We start from the raw sequence: 17,244 nt of genomic DNA, 5'->3' as shown, positions 1-17,244 counted from the left end.
CTGAAAGTACGTGATTGCATCTTTGAGCGGTGAGGTTCTCACCATTGAATTGGACCACGCGGTTATCGAATGCGGTGGTGTGGGCTATCAGTTTTTGGCAACGCCAGTCACGTTGGGCACCTTGATCAGGGGAGAACACGCACGCGTGCTGACCTCAATGGCAGTCAAAGAAGATGCCATGACCCTTTATGGGTTCACTAATGCTGAAGACCGCGCCATGTTCCACCAGCTGCAGGCTGTCTCAGGCCTCGGGCCAAAGCTCGCCATGGCATGTTTATCAGTACTCGGTGCCGAAGAGATTGCTGCGGCGATTGGTAACGGTGACACGAAGAAGCTGCAGACCATCCCTGGTGTCGGTAAGCGAATGGCAGAGCGCATGGCACTAGAGCTTAAAGACAAGGTCGCGCACTTTATTCAAAAAGCCGATTCTTCAGATGCTAGTGCTCCCGCTGCGGGTGCTGCATTGCCGGTGGGTGCTGGGGCAGTGGCAGATACAGTCGTGGAAGCACTTATTGGTCTTGGATTTACAGAAAAGGTCGCACGCCCGGTCGTCGAATCTCACCTTTCAGAATCCCAAGACCCCGAAGCAGTTGATACCGCCACTATTCTGCGTGCCTCATTGTCCTCACTGAGCCGAAGCAAATAGAGCTTGAGAAGTTAAGAGCAATAGATGTCCGACGTAGAACGTACAGAATTCACACTTCCCGAAGACGCTAACCAGGCAGCCGGGTCGAAACGCAATGATGACGTGGAGCCTGAAGCCCATCACGGTGAGCACGATATTGAACGCTCACTGCGCCCAAAGGGGCTCGATGAATTTATTGGCCAGCCCAAAGTAAAGCAGCAGCTTTCCTTGGTTCTTACTGGTGCGAAGAATCGTGGGGTTACCCCAGACCATGTCCTGCTTTCGGGTCCTCCTGGTCTGGGTAAGACCACGATGGCAATGATTATCGCGCAGGAGATGGGTACGAGTCTGCGCATGACTTCTGGCCCAGCACTGGAGCGTGCTGGTGACTTGGCAGCGATGCTGTCAAACCTGATGGAGGGCGACGTACTCTTTATCGATGAAATCCACCGCATTGCGCGTCCAGCTGAGGAAATGCTGTACATGGCCATGGAGGACTTCCGTATCGATGTGATTGTGGGTAAGGGCCCCGGTGCTACGTCGATTCCGCTGGAAATCCCGTCTTTTACTTTGGTGGGTGCCACCACTCGTGCGGGTATGCTCACTGGTCCTTTGCGTGACCGTTTCGGTTTTACTGCGCAGATGGAGTACTACAACACTGGCGATCTTGAGCGGGTTGTTACGCGCGCCGCGCGCATCTTAGGGGTGGAGATCGATAAGGACGCGGCGGTTGAAATTGCCTCGCGGTCCCGCGGCACGCCTCGTATCGCTAACCGCTTGCTGCGCCGTGTTCGAGACTTTGCTGAGGTCAACGGAAATGGACGCGTTGATATGGCATCTGCGCAGGGTGCGCTCGAAGTTTTCGACGTTGACCACAAGGGCCTTGATCGTCTCGACCGCGCAGTTCTGTCTGCGTTGATTAAAGGACATGGTGGCGGTCCAGTCGGTGTTAATACGCTTGCTATCGCGGTAGGCGAGGAGCCTTCAACGGTGGAGGAAGTCTGCGAGCCCTACTTGGTTCGTGCCGGAATGATCTCTCGTTCTGCTCGTGGCCGTGTTGCTACAAAGACGGCCTGGGAACATCTGGGCCTTACTCCTCCGGATACCGCAGCGGGATTATTTTAGCGTAAGGATATTTCGTACAGAACCTATTTAGGGGACAAATCCACGAATTTGTTCGCGTGTAGAGAACAAGCCCTCTATGCATTAACTTTCCGCTAATTCTTCTGGCACACTCGAAGTATTATGGAATTAATCTTTCTCGCTATTATCCTTGTCCTTTTCCTCTTGCCAAGTATCCTGATTGGCCGTAAGCAGCGCCAGCGTCAACGTGAAGTTGTCAATTTTCAGCAGAGTCTGGTATCTGGCCAGCGCGTAGTCACTGCCGGTGGCATCGTCGGTACCGTATCTGCAACGTATGAAAATGGCGTTGACCTTGAGATTGCTCCTAACGTTGTGGTCACTTTCGATCGCATGGGCATTTTGCGCAGCGCCGAAGCCATTGGCCAGGCAGATACTCCTTCAGTTGCGCCACAACAGCCTGCAGCAGGTTCTGATGCTGACCGTGCATCCTTGGAGGACCGCTCTATTCACCCAGAAAATAATTCTGATAACTACGGTTCCGGTGATTATGGCGAAGGTAACTACGGCGAAAGCCCTGAGTCGAAAAACTAAGGGTACTTAGTACTTCGCTTAGCCCAGCGCTTTGTGGTGACTTATGACGTCACTGCAAGACGCTTTTGGCTTTCAGACAGCGTATTCAAAGGTCTTATCCAGTTGAATATGTGCAGTTCAGAGCTTAATGGTGGCCGGGTTTTGTCGAAGATTCGTTGTAATAGTCACAAGTAGCTGGATTTGAGCAGGTTGGGTGGGGCAATGCCAGGTTAATGACGTACGATGATGGTTTGTGTTCGGTCTGCAATGAGTTCAGGCCATCGAATTTCTAATAATCAATAAAGTCAATTAGTGGGAGATTAGTCTTGTCCGCTCCTAACCGCGGTGTGGCTAGTAATAGTCGCACATGGCCAAAGCGCGCGCTCGCGCTTTTTGGTCTTATCGTGATCGTCCTTTATGCATTCGTGCTGTTTACCGGCGACCGCTCCCTGTCACCAAAGCTTGGTATCGATCTTCAAGGTGGTACTCGTGTCACCTTGGTGCCGCAAGGTGAAGAACCAACCCAGGACCAACTGGCACAGGCACGCGTCATTCTGGAACAGCGTGTTAACGGTATGGGTGTCTCCGGTGCTGAGGTAGTGACCAACGGCAACACGCTGGTGATTACTGTGCCAGGTGAAGATACCTCCCAGGCGCAGGCTGTGGGCCAGACCTCTCAGCTGCTGTTCCGCCCAGTCGCGCAGCAACCGATGCCGGACCCTGCCCAATTGGGGGAAACCTTAGAAGACATGGCTAACCGCTGGGTCGAGTATGGCGTCATCCCTGAGGACCGTGCGAACGATGTCCTGGCTCAGGTCAATGACGCGTTGAACCCAACGACTGAAGAAGAGGGCGAAGAGGCATCTGATGCACCAACGGTGACGGCTGAGCCAATGCCTGAGCCAGAGAACTCCATTGAACAAACAGAGCGTCGTGGAGAAGTCACTGAGATGCTTCTGCAGGACCGTCAGTCTGAAGACCCAACGGTTCAGGCAGCTGCGTTGTCTTTGATGCAGTGTGATGCCACCACAGATCCTCTTGCTGGTGCTGATGACCCTGCTCTGCCATTTGTGACTTGTGATTACGCTAATCAGACTCCATATCTGTTGGATCCAGCTCCACTGTTGACAGGTGTTGACGATCCAGAGGGCACCCGCCTGACCGGTAATGAGATCGACACTGATTCTCCAATTACTGGTGGTTTGAACCCACAGACCGGCCAGATGGAAATTAGCTTCTCCTTCCAAACTGGTGATGGCCCTAACGGTTCCGAGACGTGGCAGAACCTGACCACTGAGTACCTCCAGCAGCAGATTGCTATCACCTTGGACTCCGCAGTCATCTCTGCACCAGTTATCCAGGGCACCACTCCGTACGGCTCGGCCACCTCCATTACGGGCCAGTTCACCCAGGAGGAAGCGCAGAGCCTAGCGAATAACCTGCGTTATGGCGCACTGCCGCTGTCGTTTACAGGTGAAGATGGCGAATCCGGTGGTACCACGGAGATCGTCCCACCATCTCTGGGTCAAACTGCGCTGCAGGCAGGCTTGATTGCCGGCATTGTTGGTTTGCTGTTGGTTGCTGCGTACTCCATCTACTACTTCCGCACCCTGGCGGGGATCTCCATGCTTACTTTGGCCGGTGCAGCAATCCTGACTTATGGCGCCATCGTCCTGCTGGGCCGTTGGATCGGCTACTCCCTTGACCTATCGGGTATTGCTGGTTTGGTCATCGGTATCGGTGCTACCGCCGACTCCTTTGTTGTCTACTACGAGCGCATCAAGGATGAATTGCTAGAGGGCCGAACCTTCCGTTCGGCCGCTACCAAGGCTTGGGAGCGTGCCCGCGCAACCATTGTCACCGGTAACGCTGTGACCCTGATTGGTTCGGTTGTGGTCTACCTACTGGCAGTCGGTGAAGTTAAGGGCTTCGCGTTCACCTTGGGTCTGACCACCGTGTTCGACTTGGTCGTTTCCTTCCTCATTATGGCCCCACTAATGCAGCTAGCGGCACGACGTCCGGTGTTTGCGAAGCCATCGATGAATGGTCTGGGCGGTATCTACGGACTTGTTGAAGAACGCCGCGAGCAAGGTTTCTACTCGAAGGCCACCAAGGCCGGTGTAGATGCTGAGGATGAAGAAGCACCAGAGAATAAACTTCGTTCGGTTGTAGGACCTACTGCCTCAAGTGATGAATCAGAAGTGACAGTTTCATCAACTGATTCCACGAGCAAGTCAGGCTCAAATCCTAAGAGCGATAATGCGCAGGATGAGGAGAAATAATCATGGCTTCCAATAAATCTAAAATCTCCCGCATGGATCGCCTCTACCTTGATGAAGGTGGCTTCGATTTCGTCGGGCGTTCCAAGACTTGGTACTCCATAACCATCGGACTGTTGGTTGTTGCTATCGCGGCTATCGCTATTCGCGGCTTTACGCTCTCCCTTGATTTCGAGGGCGGTACCAAGGTCAGCTTGCCGGCTGCCGATTTGGAAGAACAGTCCGTCTCTGAGGTGTTTGAGACCGCTACGGGCGTTGAGCCTGAGCAGGTACAGATCGTCGGTAGCGGCAACTCTGCAACGCTAGAAGTAAACTCTGAGCGTCTGACGCAGGAACAAGCGGATTCTGCCCGGATGGCTATTTATGAAAACTTCCAACCAGAGAATGAGCTTGGTGAAGTAACTCCTGACGCCGTGGGTGTTTCTACGGTTTCTGAGTCCTGGGGTTCGACGATTACCCAGCGCATGGTCATCGCGATGATCGTGTTCTTGGTGCTGGCAACCGCCTACGTTGCTATTCGTTTGCAGCGAACCATGGCATTCGCTGCAATTCTGGCGCTGATTGCCGATGGCGTGATCATCGCGGGTATCTACGCGCTGTTCGGACTTGAGGTTTCTCCAGCTGTCATCATCGGTTTGCTCACAGTATTGACCTTTTCCATCTATGACTCGGTCATCGTATTCGACAAGATTAATGAAAATACGCAAGGTATTACGGGGCAGAGGCAAAGAACCTTTGCTGATCAGACCAATCTGGCGATTAACCAGACTGTCATGCGTTCGATTTCTACCTCGGTAATTTCTGCGCTGCCAATTGTCGCGCTATTCGTTGTTGCGGTGTGGATGATGGGCATTGGTACCTTGCGTGATCTAGCGCTGATTCAGCTGATCGGTGTCTTAGAGGGTATCTTCTCCTCAATCTTCTTGGCCTCGCCGCTGGTATCCACTCTGGCTAATCGCCGGAAGGAGATTAAGCAGCATAATAAGGATGTTGCGGAATACCGTGGAACCCGCGAGTACGTCGAGGGTGAAGATGATGCCTCCGGCGTAAATGATGAAGGAAACCAGAAGCGTCAATTCGTTTCTCCAAATCAGCAGTTGACCAACCTCGAAGGAACACAGGTTTCAAATACTGGTTCATCGTGGCGCCCGGGGCGCTAGCAACGCACAGTAGAACGGGTTAAAGACTTCTAGACAGCACCGCATGTTAATTAGCGGTGCTGTCTGATTTACTTAGGTGGCAGGATCGCACCTAATTTCTTGAATTCGTCGGCTAAAAGAGTAGTCAATTTGTTTGGACTCAAAGCCCATTGGTTGTTGAAGCCATGCAGTAGTAAAATCCCGGGCTTGTGAAGGAGACGTGGGGTATGAGTAAGAAGACTGCGCGCAAGCGCGTAGAACACAAGGCACATACTGGGGCCAATGGTCGCTTTGGTGTAGTTCGTGCTGTCGTTGCGCTCATTGCAGCTTCAGGACTCATGCTTACCGCCTGTTCATCCGGCGAGAATTCCCTGATCGACCTGGAAAAGGATCCAAGCGAAATGGAAACGTCAGAGTTTCCGGGATATCTGGCTAACTCAGAACTAACCACTGTGAATGCCGGTTCAGCATTCGGCACGGCATCTATCGCAGCCCAGATTTCAGGTCGTCTGTACCCCGGAGCATTTGTTCCTGGACCAACAGGTCAATTCATCCCCAATACTGATCTTGTATCAGCGCGAGAAACCATGGATGGTGACCAGCGCAGTGTCCTTTACACCATCAATGAGGACGCAAACTTCTCAGATGGAACTGCGGTGACCTGTGATGACTTCCTACTGGCGTATACAGCAGGCCTAATGCAATCCCAGTTTGGTTCCAATATGCCTTTGATGGAGCAAGTGGAATCTGTGGGATGTGCTGCAGAAAATAAGCACTTTCTCGTCAAGTTCCAACCAGGCGAGGGTGGGCAATGGCGCTACATGTTTGGGCCTGGGACCATTATGCCCGCGCATAAAATTGCTGAGCGCGCCGAAATGAGCCAAGAAGATTTGGTCACTGCTTTGTACTCTCAAGATCCTATTCAGTTGGAGCGAGTGGCAGAGATTTGGCGTTTTTCTTTTGGGCTTGAAAACTTCATTCCTGAAATGCACGTTTCTTATGGGCCATTTTCGATTGACAGGGTAGGAGAACAGGGCGAAGTTCTGCTCAAGCGCAATGAGAGTTATTACGGCGATCAGGCAGCCTTGGAACATATCGTGGTCTGGCCGATTGGGGCAGATTTAAACGAAGTCATTGGTGAAGGAAATCTCATGGTCGCTGATGCAGCGGTGTCCGAACCACAGTGGTTTGATGAAGAGACCATGAGCCAAGACTTTGAGGTTGAGTCTGTTGTTGGCGATCTGACAGACTCTTTGATCTTCTCTGATTCTGGAATCTTTGAACAACAATGGGCCCGTGAGTCGTTTGCGGCTTGTATCGACCAAGATGAAGTAGCGCGAGTTAGTTCAGAAACTTCTGGTGTTGAGGTTCCACCGGTCTATACCCACGCGCTTAATCACAATGATCCACTTGCACGAAGCTTAAACAGCGTTGTGGAAGAACACCATGGGACTGACATGGAAACTGCGGGCCAGCTGGCAGGTCAAACCATCCGTATTGGATACCTAGGCGAAGATCAGCGCATGCGTGCGATGGTGGAATCTATCCGCGAGCAATGTGAGCCAGCAGGAATTAACGTCGAGGAAGTAACCGGCGGTAACGTGTCTGCGGCCTTCCTCGAAATGGACCCTGAGACCTGGCTTCCTAGCATTGATGCATTCTTAGGTCCGATTGATGCGCGTACTCAGTACGGTGTGTCATCGGCCAGCTTGGCGCAAGTAGACGATCTACGAGATGAAGAACGCGAGTTATGGGAAGAACTTCCTGGACTGCCGCTATCGGCTGAGCCGCATACATTCTTCATCGCTCCGGAGATTGCAAATGTAGTTCCTTACACGGGTAGCTCAGGTATCGGTTGGAACATGGACCGTTGGTTCATCCGAGATGTCGAGCCCACTGATGAATCAGCCGAGTGATGGTCCCATCCTGAAAGTTCCAAGCTCAGTTGATACTCTTCATATGGCCATTTATTTAGAAAACTTTTTAATCCCTTCTTTTAGTTTTAAGGTAATACAACGTGAACTCTCCGTATAGCAATGCCCAAGAAGCCATCAAGGATAAAATCCGCTACGTTAAGGATTTTCCAGAAGAGGGTGTGCTTTTTGAAGATCTCACCCCAGTTCTGGCAGATGCGGACGCATTTTCCATGGTGATTGATGGTCTTGCTGAGGAGTGCGAGAAGCTCGGTGCCAACCTCCTTGCGGGATTGGACGCGCGTGGATTCCTCCTGGGGTCTGCGGCTGCCTACAAACTTGGTACCGGAATCCTGGCGGTACGCAAGGCTGGTAAGCTGCCGCCACCAGTACTTCACCAGGAATACTCATTGGAGTATGGATCCGCAGCACTGGAGATCCCCGCAGATGGGGCGATCATTGAAGGCGCAAAGATTGCACTGGTTGATGATGTTCTGGCAACCGGCGGTACCTTGGCGGGTGCTCGTAAGTTGCTGGAGTCTGCTGGAGCAGAGGTTGTTGGCGCGGTTGTGGTCTTGGAAGTAGCTGGATTGGGAGGCCGTGAGAAATTTGGCAACCTCCCAATTAGTGTGCTGAATGCCACATCGAATTAAGACGCGCTAAACTAGATTCATTAAGAGTTCGGTTTATGAAGAAAAGAGTCATTTTTCTTCTGTATCGCCGGCTATGTAGTGAGTGAAAGGGCGCACATGACGAATAATAGGTCTACGAAACGCCCGGCGAGCAGTGGTGTTCGCAGCATGTCAGCGCGTCTCGCGCGGTCGCTGACTGGGGGTCGCGTCAAGGTCAATCCGGTCCTGGATCCTTTGCTATCCATCCATCGGCAGTTTCATCCACGTGCGGACGTAGAAACCCTCAACAATGCCTATTCCACGGCGGAAAAGCTGCATGAGGGTGTGTTCCGCAAGTCTGGGGAGCCATATATCACGCACCCGCTGGCTGTTGCCACGATTGCCGCTGAGATTGGCATGGACACTACAACCGTCATCGCAGCGTTGTTGCATGACACTGTGGAAGACACTGATTACTCGCTGGAAGACCTCACAGCGGATTTTGGTCCCGAGGTAGCCCGTCTGGTGGACGGTGTGACCAAACTGGACAAGGTCGCATTGGGCGCCGCAGCGGAAGCAGAGACCATCCGCAAGATGATTGTGGCCATGGCTCATGACCCACGTGTGCTGGTCATCAAGGTTGCTGACCGGTTGCACAATATGCGCACCATGCGCTTTTTGCCGCCAGAAAAGCAGGCGAAGAAGGCGCGTCAGACGTTGGACGTGATTGCGCCTCTCGCACACCGCTTGGGTATGGCGAATGTTAAGTGGGAGCTTGAAGATTTAGCATTCGCTATTTTGTACCCAAAGAAGTATGACGAGATTGTGCGTATGGTTGCAGACCGCGCGCCATCGCGTGACCGTGCTTTGGCGGAGATTAAGGACCAGGTCAGCTCCGCGCTGAAGGACAATGGAATTGAAGCTGAGGTCATGGGCCGACCAAAGCACTATTGGTCCATTTACCAAAAGATGATTGTCCGTGGCCGTGACTTCGCAGAGATCTTTGACCTGGTAGGCATCCGAATTTTGGTGGATGACGTCAATAATTGCTACGCAGCTATCGGCGTCGTGCACTCACTCTTCCAAGCCTTGCCAGGTCGCTTCAAAGACTATATTTCTTCACCACGCTTTGGCGTGTACCAATCACTGCACACCACGGTGATAGCAGGGGAGTCCACCCTGGAAGTCCAGGTCCGTACGCATGAGATGCACTATAACGCAGAGTTTGGTGTTGCGGCGCACTGGCGATACAAGGAGATGAAGGGCAAGAACTCCGGTAATAGTGAAGAAGTTGACCAGATGGCGTGGATGCGTCAGCTGTTGGATTGGCAGAAAGAAGCGGCCGATCCGAATGAGTTCTTGGACTCGCTGCGCTATGACCTAACCTCGCAACAGATCTTTGCATTCACTCCAAAGGGCGATGTGGTGACATTGCCAGCTGGTTCTACTCCAGTGGACTTTGCATATGCAGTCCACACTGAGGTGGGGCACCGCTGTATTGGAGCGAAGGTCAACGGCAAATTGGTTGCTTTGGAATCGGAGTTGAAGTCCGGTGACAAGGTTGAGATCTTTACTTCGAAAGATGCTAATGCCGGCCCTTCCCGGGACTGGCAGGAATTCTTGGTTTCGCCACGCGCGAAGGCAAAGGTGCGCCAATGGTTTGCCAAGGAGCGACGTGAAGAGCACTTAGAAGCTGGTCGAGATGCGCTGGCGTCTGAAGTCCAGCGTGGTGGCTTGCCAATGCACCGCTTATTTACTGCTACTTCTATGAAACAGGTAGCGGAGCAGCTGCACTTTGCTGATGTTGATGCGCTCTACACAGCCATTGGTGCTGGACACGTATCTGCACAGCACGTAGCCAATCAGCTAATGGCGCTGTTTGGTGACCAAGATGATGCTGTTGATGCATTGGCATCGCGGACTCCTCTTACTGAACTGGAGAATTCCCGAGCTCAGCAGACTGAAGACTCTCAGCGTGGCTCTGGCATTTTGGTCGAGGGCAGTCCAGACGTGTTGGCAAAGCTCGCCAAATGCTGTCAGCCAGTGCCAGGTGATGAAATTTTCGGGTTCGTGACTCGTGGCGGCGGGGTATCTGTCCACCGCGTTGATTGCACTAATGCTGAGAAGCTCAAGAGCGAACCAGAACGCATGATGCGAGTGGAGTGGGCGCAAGGTAAAGCTTCTTCGGGTGCTTTCGCAGCCACATTGCAGCTGGAGGCTTTGGACCGTCAAGGACTGCTCTTTGAGGTCACCAAGATTTTCTCGGAACAGAAGCTCAATGTGCTTTCTATGCGTTCGAGCAGAGGCGATGACCACATTGCGACCCTGCAATTCACTTTCTCCGTCTCCGACACGAAGCAGCTGGGTGCACTAATGACTACGCTGCGAAACACTGAAGGCGTCTTCGACGTTTACCGCGTCACCGCCTAGGTTGATCGACCTGTGGAGAAGCGACGGGGCGCATATTTTCTCCACAGGTTAATCTCAGTTTCCCTCCCGGTGCTGGTACCCCCGTGGGGGGATAGTTTGGGGACAAACATGTTTCGGGGAGGTTTCAATCGGGTGAACTGTTTCAAGATTTAAAGTAAAAATGCAGGTGGGGGTTTATACTTGCGCTGCCGTTTTGTGGCAAAGACGTTATAAACGGTTCTGTAAGCAATTTCTTATGATCCTCACAGGAGTACTCGTGTCTAAGTTCCGCCGTTTTGGCCGCCTTCTGGCAGCCACCACCGTCACCGCCACCATCGTTGTTGGCGCACCAAACGCCATCGCCCAGGATGATGATATCGCTGACTTCTCAGTCACCAACATCACTGACTTCCACGGTCACCTGAGCCCTGCAGAAACTGATGAGCCAGGCGCTGGTGACCAGATGGGCGCAGCGAAGCTTAAGTCCCTGATCGAGTACGTGAACCAGGACCAGGAATACCTCATGACCACCTCCGGCGATAACGTTGGTGGTACCGCTTTCGTTTCCGCGATTGCAAATGATGAGCCAACCTTGGACGTCCTCAACATGCTCGGCGTTGACGTCTCCGCTGTGGGTAACCATGAATTCGACCAAGGCTATGATGACTTACTTCAGCGCATCATCCCTGCATCTGACTACCCAATCTTGGGCGCAAACGTCACTCTTAACGGCGAGCCACTGTTGGATGCCTCCTACGTTCAGGAAGTTGACGGCGTGAAGGTTGGCTTTGTTGGTACCGTAACTACCTTGACCGCAGATAAGGTTTCACCTTCTGCTGTTGAAGGTGTTGAATTCAGCGATCCAGTAGAAGCAACCAACGTCGAAGCTGACCGTCTGAAGGACTCTGGCGAAGCTGACATCGTGATTGCTCTGATGCATGAAGATGCTGAGCAATATGCAGCGGGCTTCAACGACAATGTGGATATTCTCTTCGGTGGTGACTCCCACGCACGCAGCCAGGGCACCGTGGAGCGCGAGGGTGCACTGCCCCTTCACTGGGCACAGGGCCACGAGTACGGCAAGGTTCTGCAGGACGCAGACATCCGCTTTAATAAGACCACCGGTGAGATCGAGTCCATCGATATTCAGCAGTACGACCGCTCCATGCCTGAGGTTGAGGCACTTGCGCCAGCTGCCGAGGTAGCTGAGCGTGTTGCTGAAGCAGAAGCAGAGGCAGAAGTACTCGGTGCTGAAGTCGTTGGCACCATGGATGCTGCAACCTTCCGTGGACGGGATGAGGGTGCGGATTCTGGTAGCAACCGTGGTGTTGAGTCCACCCTGAACTCGCTGATTGCCGATGCAAACCGTGAGTCCGTTGCCAACGCTACTGGCGCTGACATCGACCTGGGAATCATGAATGCTGGTGGTGTTCGCGCTGATCTGCCAGCTGGCGATGTCACTTATGAAGATGTTCTGACTGTTCAGCCATTCGGTAACTCCATTGCATACGGCACCTTGACGGGCCAGGATATCTTGGACGCACTGGAAGCGCAGTGGCAGCCAGACAGCTCTCGTCCGCGCTTGGCTTTGGGCCTGTCTGCTGGTTTCGAGTACGCCTATGATCCTGAGGCTGAACAGGGTGAGCGCGTTATCTCTGCAACCATCAATGGCGAAGAACTAGACCCAGCAGCCAACTACACGGTTGCTACTTCCACGTTCTTGTTTGAAGGCGGCGACAACTTCGCATCCCTGGCAAATGTTCAGAATCTCACCGATGTTGGGTACATGGATAATGCAGTACTCAATGACTATATCGAGGCCGGTGCTGAGATTCAGGATGGCCAGACCGACGTCGGCATTAGCGTTGATGGCACGGTAGCAGCAGGTGAGACCGTTACCTTTAACCTGACCTCCCTGAACTACACCGTTCCAGAAGACCCACAGGCAACCACTGCAACCGTTGCTATTGGTGAAGATTCTGAGACTGCTGACATTGATTCCGTTTGGAATGCCGAGGAAGACTCCCAACTCAACGAGTACGGACGTGCAGCTGTAGAACTGACTATTCCAGAAGACGCAGAAGCATCGGACCTCGTCACCATTTCCACCGACATTGGTACTGAACTTTCCGTTTCCTTGGAAGACTTAGGTTTCGAGGAAAGCGAAGACGAAGAGCCTTCCGAGTCCAATGATGGTTCCGCGGATGGGTCTGCTGATGGCTCTGCACTGGGTTCAGCCGCTGGCTCTTCAACCGGGGCACTGGCTGGTGCTCTCGCAGCTATCGCTGGTCTCGCAGCATTCATCGGTCTGAGCGGTCAGTTCGACCAGATCCTTCCAGCTAACCTGCAGCGCGCAATTAATGATGTGCGCGCTCAGATTAACGCTGTTAGCCCTATCCAATTCTAAGAAGCCTGCTTAGCTAAAGATGAGCTAGCTGAGGACACCACTGGAGCGGTTCTTCACCCGATTTACAGGGGGAGGGACCGCTTAAGCTCTTTCCTGAGGATTGCCACGGGTATGGTTGATGACGTGACATGGACAGATTCGATACTAGAAGAAGCACGGCACCAGCTGACGATCGAGCCCTATCGAATTCCGATCATCATCGCAGCGGCGGTGCTGACCTATGGTGCATTTCTGATCTTGGTGAAGCTTTTCGGGTCCCGTGTGCTTACCTCGATGTCAGCGTCTGATGCAGTCATCATCATTATGTTTGGCGCAGTCGCAGGTCGTGCCATTCTCGGGCATCCACCTACAGTCGCTGCCGGAATCATTGGTCTCTCAACGCTCATGGCGCTTGAAGCGCTGTTTGGAATACTGCGGGATAAAAGCGGTATTCGTCGCCTCATTGACGGTGAGCCAATCTTACTCATCTTCGAAGGCGCATTGGTGACTAATGGCCTGCGCGCATCGCACTTTTCCCGGGACGATGTCCGGATTGCTTTGCGCAAATCTGGCATCGGCAGTATTGAGGATGTTCGCGCGATGATACTTGAGGCAACTGGCCAAGTTTCCATAATCCGTATGGGCGCCACGCTTGACCTAGAGATACTCAAAGACGTTCGCGGTGCCAAGGAGCTTCTCGACGCACCACCACAGCAACCGAGATAGCAAGGTATCTATAAAACACGCAAAAGCTTCGGTTCCATTTCAGGAGAATGGAACCGAAGCTTTTGGCGTCTAGTCTCTAGCTATTCTTACGCAATCGACAGGAAGCTGTCCATGGTGCGAAGCAAAGAGTTGATGGTGTTGATCCAGGTGGTGAACGCCTTAGGGTCGAGCTCGCCATCATCATTCGTGGAACCAATGAACAGGTTGTAGACGAAGGAATCCTCGGAGGAAATATCGGTGTTATTGGATTCCTCCGTAGTGGTGGATTCGGAGCTGCCAGGGAAGCTGCTCTGTGCATTTGCAATACCTGCGCCGGTGAAGGTCAACGCTACGGCAGTAGCGCCAGCAACGAGTGCCTGACGAGAGAAAAGAGACATGTAGGGAATCCTTAAATATTCAGATGTGTAGTGCTCAGAGATAGTCTACTAGAATGTCTTCATTTTCTAAACTACATATCCGTAATTGGTTCAACCTCACACACTCGAACAGGGGCAGCCTGATAGAGGTGGACGAAATAGCAATGCATATGCATGCAAAAGCTGCCTGGCATGATTGCTCAGGCAGCTTTAAGGCAAAATCTCAGTTAATGAGATGTGAGATTATGCCATGAAGTCGAAGTGCTTGTTAGCGAAGGTAAACAGGGTGCCCAGTGCGCCAATTACAGCAGTGAATACGGAGATCCAAGCGGTGATTTCCTTAGGATCGGAGGAGAGGTCATCTTCTTCCTCGTCGTCCTTGTTGCCATCAGCGTTATCGTTGTTGTTTTCGTCGTCGTTGGTGTTCTCTTCACCTTCGTTGTCGCTGCCCTCATCTTGAGTACCCTCTTCTTGGGTGGTCTCGTCCTGGGTAGTGACGGCGTCTTCATTGTCCTGAGCGGTAGCAACAGAGGTGCCAGCGAAAGAGATTGCAACTGCGGTTGCACCAGCAACGAGTGCCTTGCGGGAGAAAAGCTTCATGATGAAATCCTTCAGACTTCGTGGGTTCTAGTAGACGAGATGATGTTAACGTGACTCCAAGGGGATTGCAAGGCTTCTGCAAAGAATTTCAAAGAGTGTGATACGTAACACTAATGTGCTGTGGGCTGTGGAAAGCTTCCTAAAGTTGTTTTCCGCTCAAGGTCGGTGGGTTGAATAAAGATAAATCCCTGCGGCTTTGTTAAGCCAACAGGGATCTGTTTAATACATTTCGAGAGAAACGATTTTGATTGAGGGGCTAGGCAACGCTCGCAGATTCAATCCGTACTTCTTCAGCTGGTGCACCATCTGGCTGCCCGCCTTCGATGCCGATTTCGGCAATTGCGTCCAAGGTTTCCAAGCCCTCTTCGGTGATGTCACCAAAGTAGGTGTAATCAGGCGCCAAAGTAGAATCGGCATAGTTAAGGAAGAACTGGGAACCATTCGTATCGGGGCCCGCGTTAGCCATTGCGATGGAACCGCGAGGGTAGATGGTCTGGCTTGGCGCATCATCGGCGAGCTCATCGGTCGGATATTCATTTGCGAATTGGAATCCAGGGCCTCCGGAACCAGAACCGGTTGGGTCACCACACTGCAAGACTGCCAGACCGCCAGAGGTCATGCGGTGGCAGATGGTGTCATCGTAGTAGCCCTGGTCAGCTAAGTCAGCAATGGCGTTGACGGTGCAAGGAGCCAATTGGCGGTCAAGCTCCATCGGGATTTCACCATGGTTGGTGGTCAAGTTGACCGTTACGGTTCCTTCAGTGGACACGTCTGATCCATCAGGGACAGTCGCATCATTAGCTGCCTCGCCGGACTCGTTGTACTCGCACTGCACGGTGCCTTCGAGTGGTGTTTCGCGCTGACCAGACAGAGTGATGACCTCCTGCTCCTCAGGAGCAGTTTCAGCATCCGTGGCCTGATCCTCAGCTACGACCTCTTCGTCATTATTGCTTTGGGTAGCCATGTAGGTAATACCGCCGCCGATAGCCAGAATCGCTACCAGGGAGGCAATAACAACGCCGAAGGGACGTGCCTTTTCCTTACGGTCACGTGATTTAATTTCACGTTGAAGTTGATTGAGGGCTTCTTCGCCACGCTCTTTATTACTAGTCACCGTGGGTGGTCCTTAGCTAGTCGTTGAATACGAACACCTGGCAAGCAAACCTGCGCCAGTTTCTCGGACTGATTCTAGCGCGAGCGAGCAACAAGGGGTGAAGCAGCCCTGTGAGATTTGATGACGCTGGACGATGACCAATTCGTGGCACAAAAGCTTAAAGGTCAGTATCGTCGGGGACATGGCTAACGTAACTTTCAATAATGACCCAGCGCACACCGCAGGCGACTTGCCAGCAGTGGGCGAATCCATCCCAGATTTCACCGTAGTTGGAACCGACCTTTCAGACATCACCCCGGCGGCCTACGAAGGCAAGCGCCTGGTTATCTCCCTCTTCCCATCCATTGACACCGGCGTGTGCCAAGCGCAGACCCGTTCTTTCAATGAGAAGGCTAATGGCTTGGACAACACCGTTGTCCTATGTATCTCGAAGGACCTGCCTTTCGCACTGGATCGTTTCTGCGCAGCTGAAGGCTTGGACAACGTTGTCGCAGCTTCCGCCTTCCGTTCTTCCTTCGGTGAAGACTTTGGCGCAACCCTGCAGGACTCCCCACTAGCTGGTCTGCTGGCCCGCGGCGTCATTGTCACCGATGAGGACCACAAGGTTGTCTACGCTAAGTTCGTAGATGAAGTCACCACCGAACCTGATTATGATGAAGCACTTTCTGCACTGCAGTAAATAAGCCTCGCGCTTTTCGTCGACTCCGATGAACCCAGTATTTTCTGGGGGCATCGGAGTTTTCTTGTTGCCTGGTTTGAGGACTTAGACGATAAGCTTAAAAGCATGCAAATTCTTGGCTTTGGAGCAGGCCCATACAAAACCAACACCTACATTGTGGAAAATGACGGCCACGCCTTTGTGGTAGATCCCGGCATGCATGCGATGAGCAAGGTCTTGGAATTATCTGCTGAGCATGGTTTTGTCATTGACGCAATTGTGCTTTCCCATGGGCACTTGGACCATACGCGTGAGGCCGGCGACTTAGCGAAGCGGCTGGACATTCCGGTCTACATTCATCCCGCTGATGCCTTCATGTTGGAGGATGGCCGGGGTGTGTCACCGCAATCATTAGTACTCTTTGATGCCGCTTCAATGATCCCGATCAAGGATGTTAGGAGCATGGGGGAGGGGGAGAAGCTGCAGCTTGTCGGTCTGGAATTTGAGGTCTTGCACTGCCCAGGTCATTCGCCAGGATGCGTCGTAATTGTGTCAGATGATTTTGCGCTGACCGGCGATGTCTTATTCAAGGGCTCGATTGGACGTACAGACCTAGAGCATTCAGATCCACAGGCAATGCAGAAATCCTTACACAAGGTGCTGGACGCATTAGGCGATAACCTCACGCTATTGCCCGGCCATGGCCCGACTACCACCATGCGTGCGGAAAGAAAGACCAATGGGTTTCTCCTTAACCCAGAGAAGGTAATCTAGA

15 protein-coding genes are annotated in these 17,244 nt (G+C 52.6%); 12 read left to right on the top strand and 3 right to left on the bottom strand.

What is annotated here, in order from left to right; all coding sequences use genetic code 11:
• Positions 1–10: 10 nt before the first annotated feature.
• The 10 genes from ruvA to ACG98I_RS00935 all read left to right on the top strand — a co-directional run bounded on the left by ruvA (position 11) and on the right by ACG98I_RS00935 (position 13,741).
• Positions 11–646, top strand: a complete 636-nt coding sequence (gene ruvA, locus ACG98I_RS00980) for a Holliday junction branch migration protein RuvA (RefSeq protein WP_394717670.1) — start codon at positions 11–13, stop codon at positions 644–646.
• A gap of 24 nt (positions 647–670) precedes the next feature.
• Positions 671–1,750: a Holliday junction branch migration DNA helicase RuvB gene (ruvB, locus tag ACG98I_RS00975; protein WP_394717669.1), complete on the top strand. Its 1,080-nt coding sequence runs from the start codon at positions 671–673 to the stop codon at positions 1,748–1,750.
• A 120-nt stretch (positions 1,751–1,870) separates the two neighbouring features.
• Entirely contained in the window at positions 1,871–2,299 is a 429-nt protein-coding gene (gene yajC / locus ACG98I_RS00970) for a preprotein translocase subunit YajC (RefSeq protein WP_394717668.1), read from the top strand.
• A gap of 305 nt (positions 2,300–2,604) precedes the next feature.
• Entirely contained in the window at positions 2,605–4,560 is a 1,956-nt protein-coding gene (gene secD / locus ACG98I_RS00965; RefSeq protein WP_394717667.1) for a protein translocase subunit SecD, read from the top strand.
• 2 nt (positions 4,561–4,562) lie between these two features.
• The gene (gene secF, locus ACG98I_RS00960) at positions 4,563–5,717 is read left to right on the top strand and encodes a protein translocase subunit SecF (protein ID WP_394717666.1); all 1,155 of its coding nucleotides are present in this window, start codon (positions 4,563–4,565) and stop codon (positions 5,715–5,717) included.
• A 206-nt stretch (positions 5,718–5,923) separates the two neighbouring features.
• Complete coding sequence (locus tag ACG98I_RS00955; protein ID WP_394717665.1) at positions 5,924–7,612, top strand: ABC transporter substrate-binding protein; 1,689 nt, start codon at positions 5,924–5,926, stop codon at positions 7,610–7,612.
• 101 nt (positions 7,613–7,713) lie between these two features.
• Positions 7,714–8,262: an adenine phosphoribosyltransferase gene (locus ACG98I_RS00950; RefSeq protein ID WP_394717664.1), complete on the top strand. Its 549-nt coding sequence runs from the start codon at positions 7,714–7,716 to the stop codon at positions 8,260–8,262.
• Positions 8,263–8,358: 96 nt separating this feature from the next.
• Positions 8,359–10,650, top strand: coding sequence for a RelA/SpoT family protein (locus ACG98I_RS00945; protein ID WP_394717663.1), 2,292 nt, complete (start codon positions 8,359–8,361; stop codon positions 10,648–10,650).
• Between the two features lie 235 nt (positions 10,651–10,885).
• Positions 10,886–13,036, top strand: coding sequence for a bifunctional metallophosphatase/5'-nucleotidase (locus ACG98I_RS00940; RefSeq protein WP_394717662.1), 2,151 nt, complete (start codon positions 10,886–10,888; stop codon positions 13,034–13,036).
• 111 nt (positions 13,037–13,147) lie between these two features.
• The gene (locus ACG98I_RS00935; protein WP_394717661.1) at positions 13,148–13,741 is read left to right on the top strand and encodes a DUF421 domain-containing protein; all 594 of its coding nucleotides are present in this window, start codon (positions 13,148–13,150) and stop codon (positions 13,739–13,741) included.
• Between the two features lie 86 nt (positions 13,742–13,827).
• On the opposite strand, the gene ACG98I_RS00930 is transcribed toward ACG98I_RS00935, so the two are convergent.
• The 3 genes from ACG98I_RS00930 to ACG98I_RS00920 all read right to left on the bottom strand — a co-directional run bounded on the left by ACG98I_RS00930 (position 13,828) and on the right by ACG98I_RS00920 (position 15,811).
• The gene (locus ACG98I_RS00930) at positions 13,828–14,118 is read right to left on the bottom strand and encodes a hypothetical protein (RefSeq protein ID WP_394717660.1); all 291 of its coding nucleotides are present in this window, start codon (positions 14,116–14,118) and stop codon (positions 13,828–13,830) included.
• Positions 14,119–14,340: 222 nt separating this feature from the next.
• A complete protein-coding gene (locus ACG98I_RS00925) occupies positions 14,341–14,697 on the bottom strand; it encodes a hypothetical protein (protein ID WP_394717659.1) in 357 nt (118 codons plus the stop codon).
• A 256-nt stretch (positions 14,698–14,953) separates the two neighbouring features.
• A complete protein-coding gene (locus ACG98I_RS00920; protein WP_394717658.1) occupies positions 14,954–15,811 on the bottom strand; it encodes a peptidylprolyl isomerase in 858 nt (285 codons plus the stop codon).
• Between the two features lie 181 nt (positions 15,812–15,992).
• On the opposite strand from ACG98I_RS00920, the gene tpx reads away from it, so the two are divergent.
• Positions 15,993–16,490 (top strand): thiol peroxidase, encoded by a 498-nt coding sequence (tpx, locus tag ACG98I_RS00915; protein WP_394717657.1) that lies wholly within the window; start codon positions 15,993–15,995, stop codon positions 16,488–16,490.
• Between the two features lie 105 nt (positions 16,491–16,595).
• Entirely contained in the window at positions 16,596–17,243 is a 648-nt protein-coding gene (locus ACG98I_RS00910; RefSeq protein WP_394717656.1) for an MBL fold metallo-hydrolase, read from the top strand.
• Position 17,244 lies beyond the last annotated feature (1 nt).

The sequence above is a fragment of the Corynebacterium sp. L4757 genome (assembly GCF_043673995.1).
Taxonomy (GTDB): domain Bacteria; phylum Actinomycetota; class Actinomycetes; order Mycobacteriales; family Mycobacteriaceae; genus Corynebacterium.
This window is presented reverse-complemented; position numbering and strand designations above follow the sequence as displayed.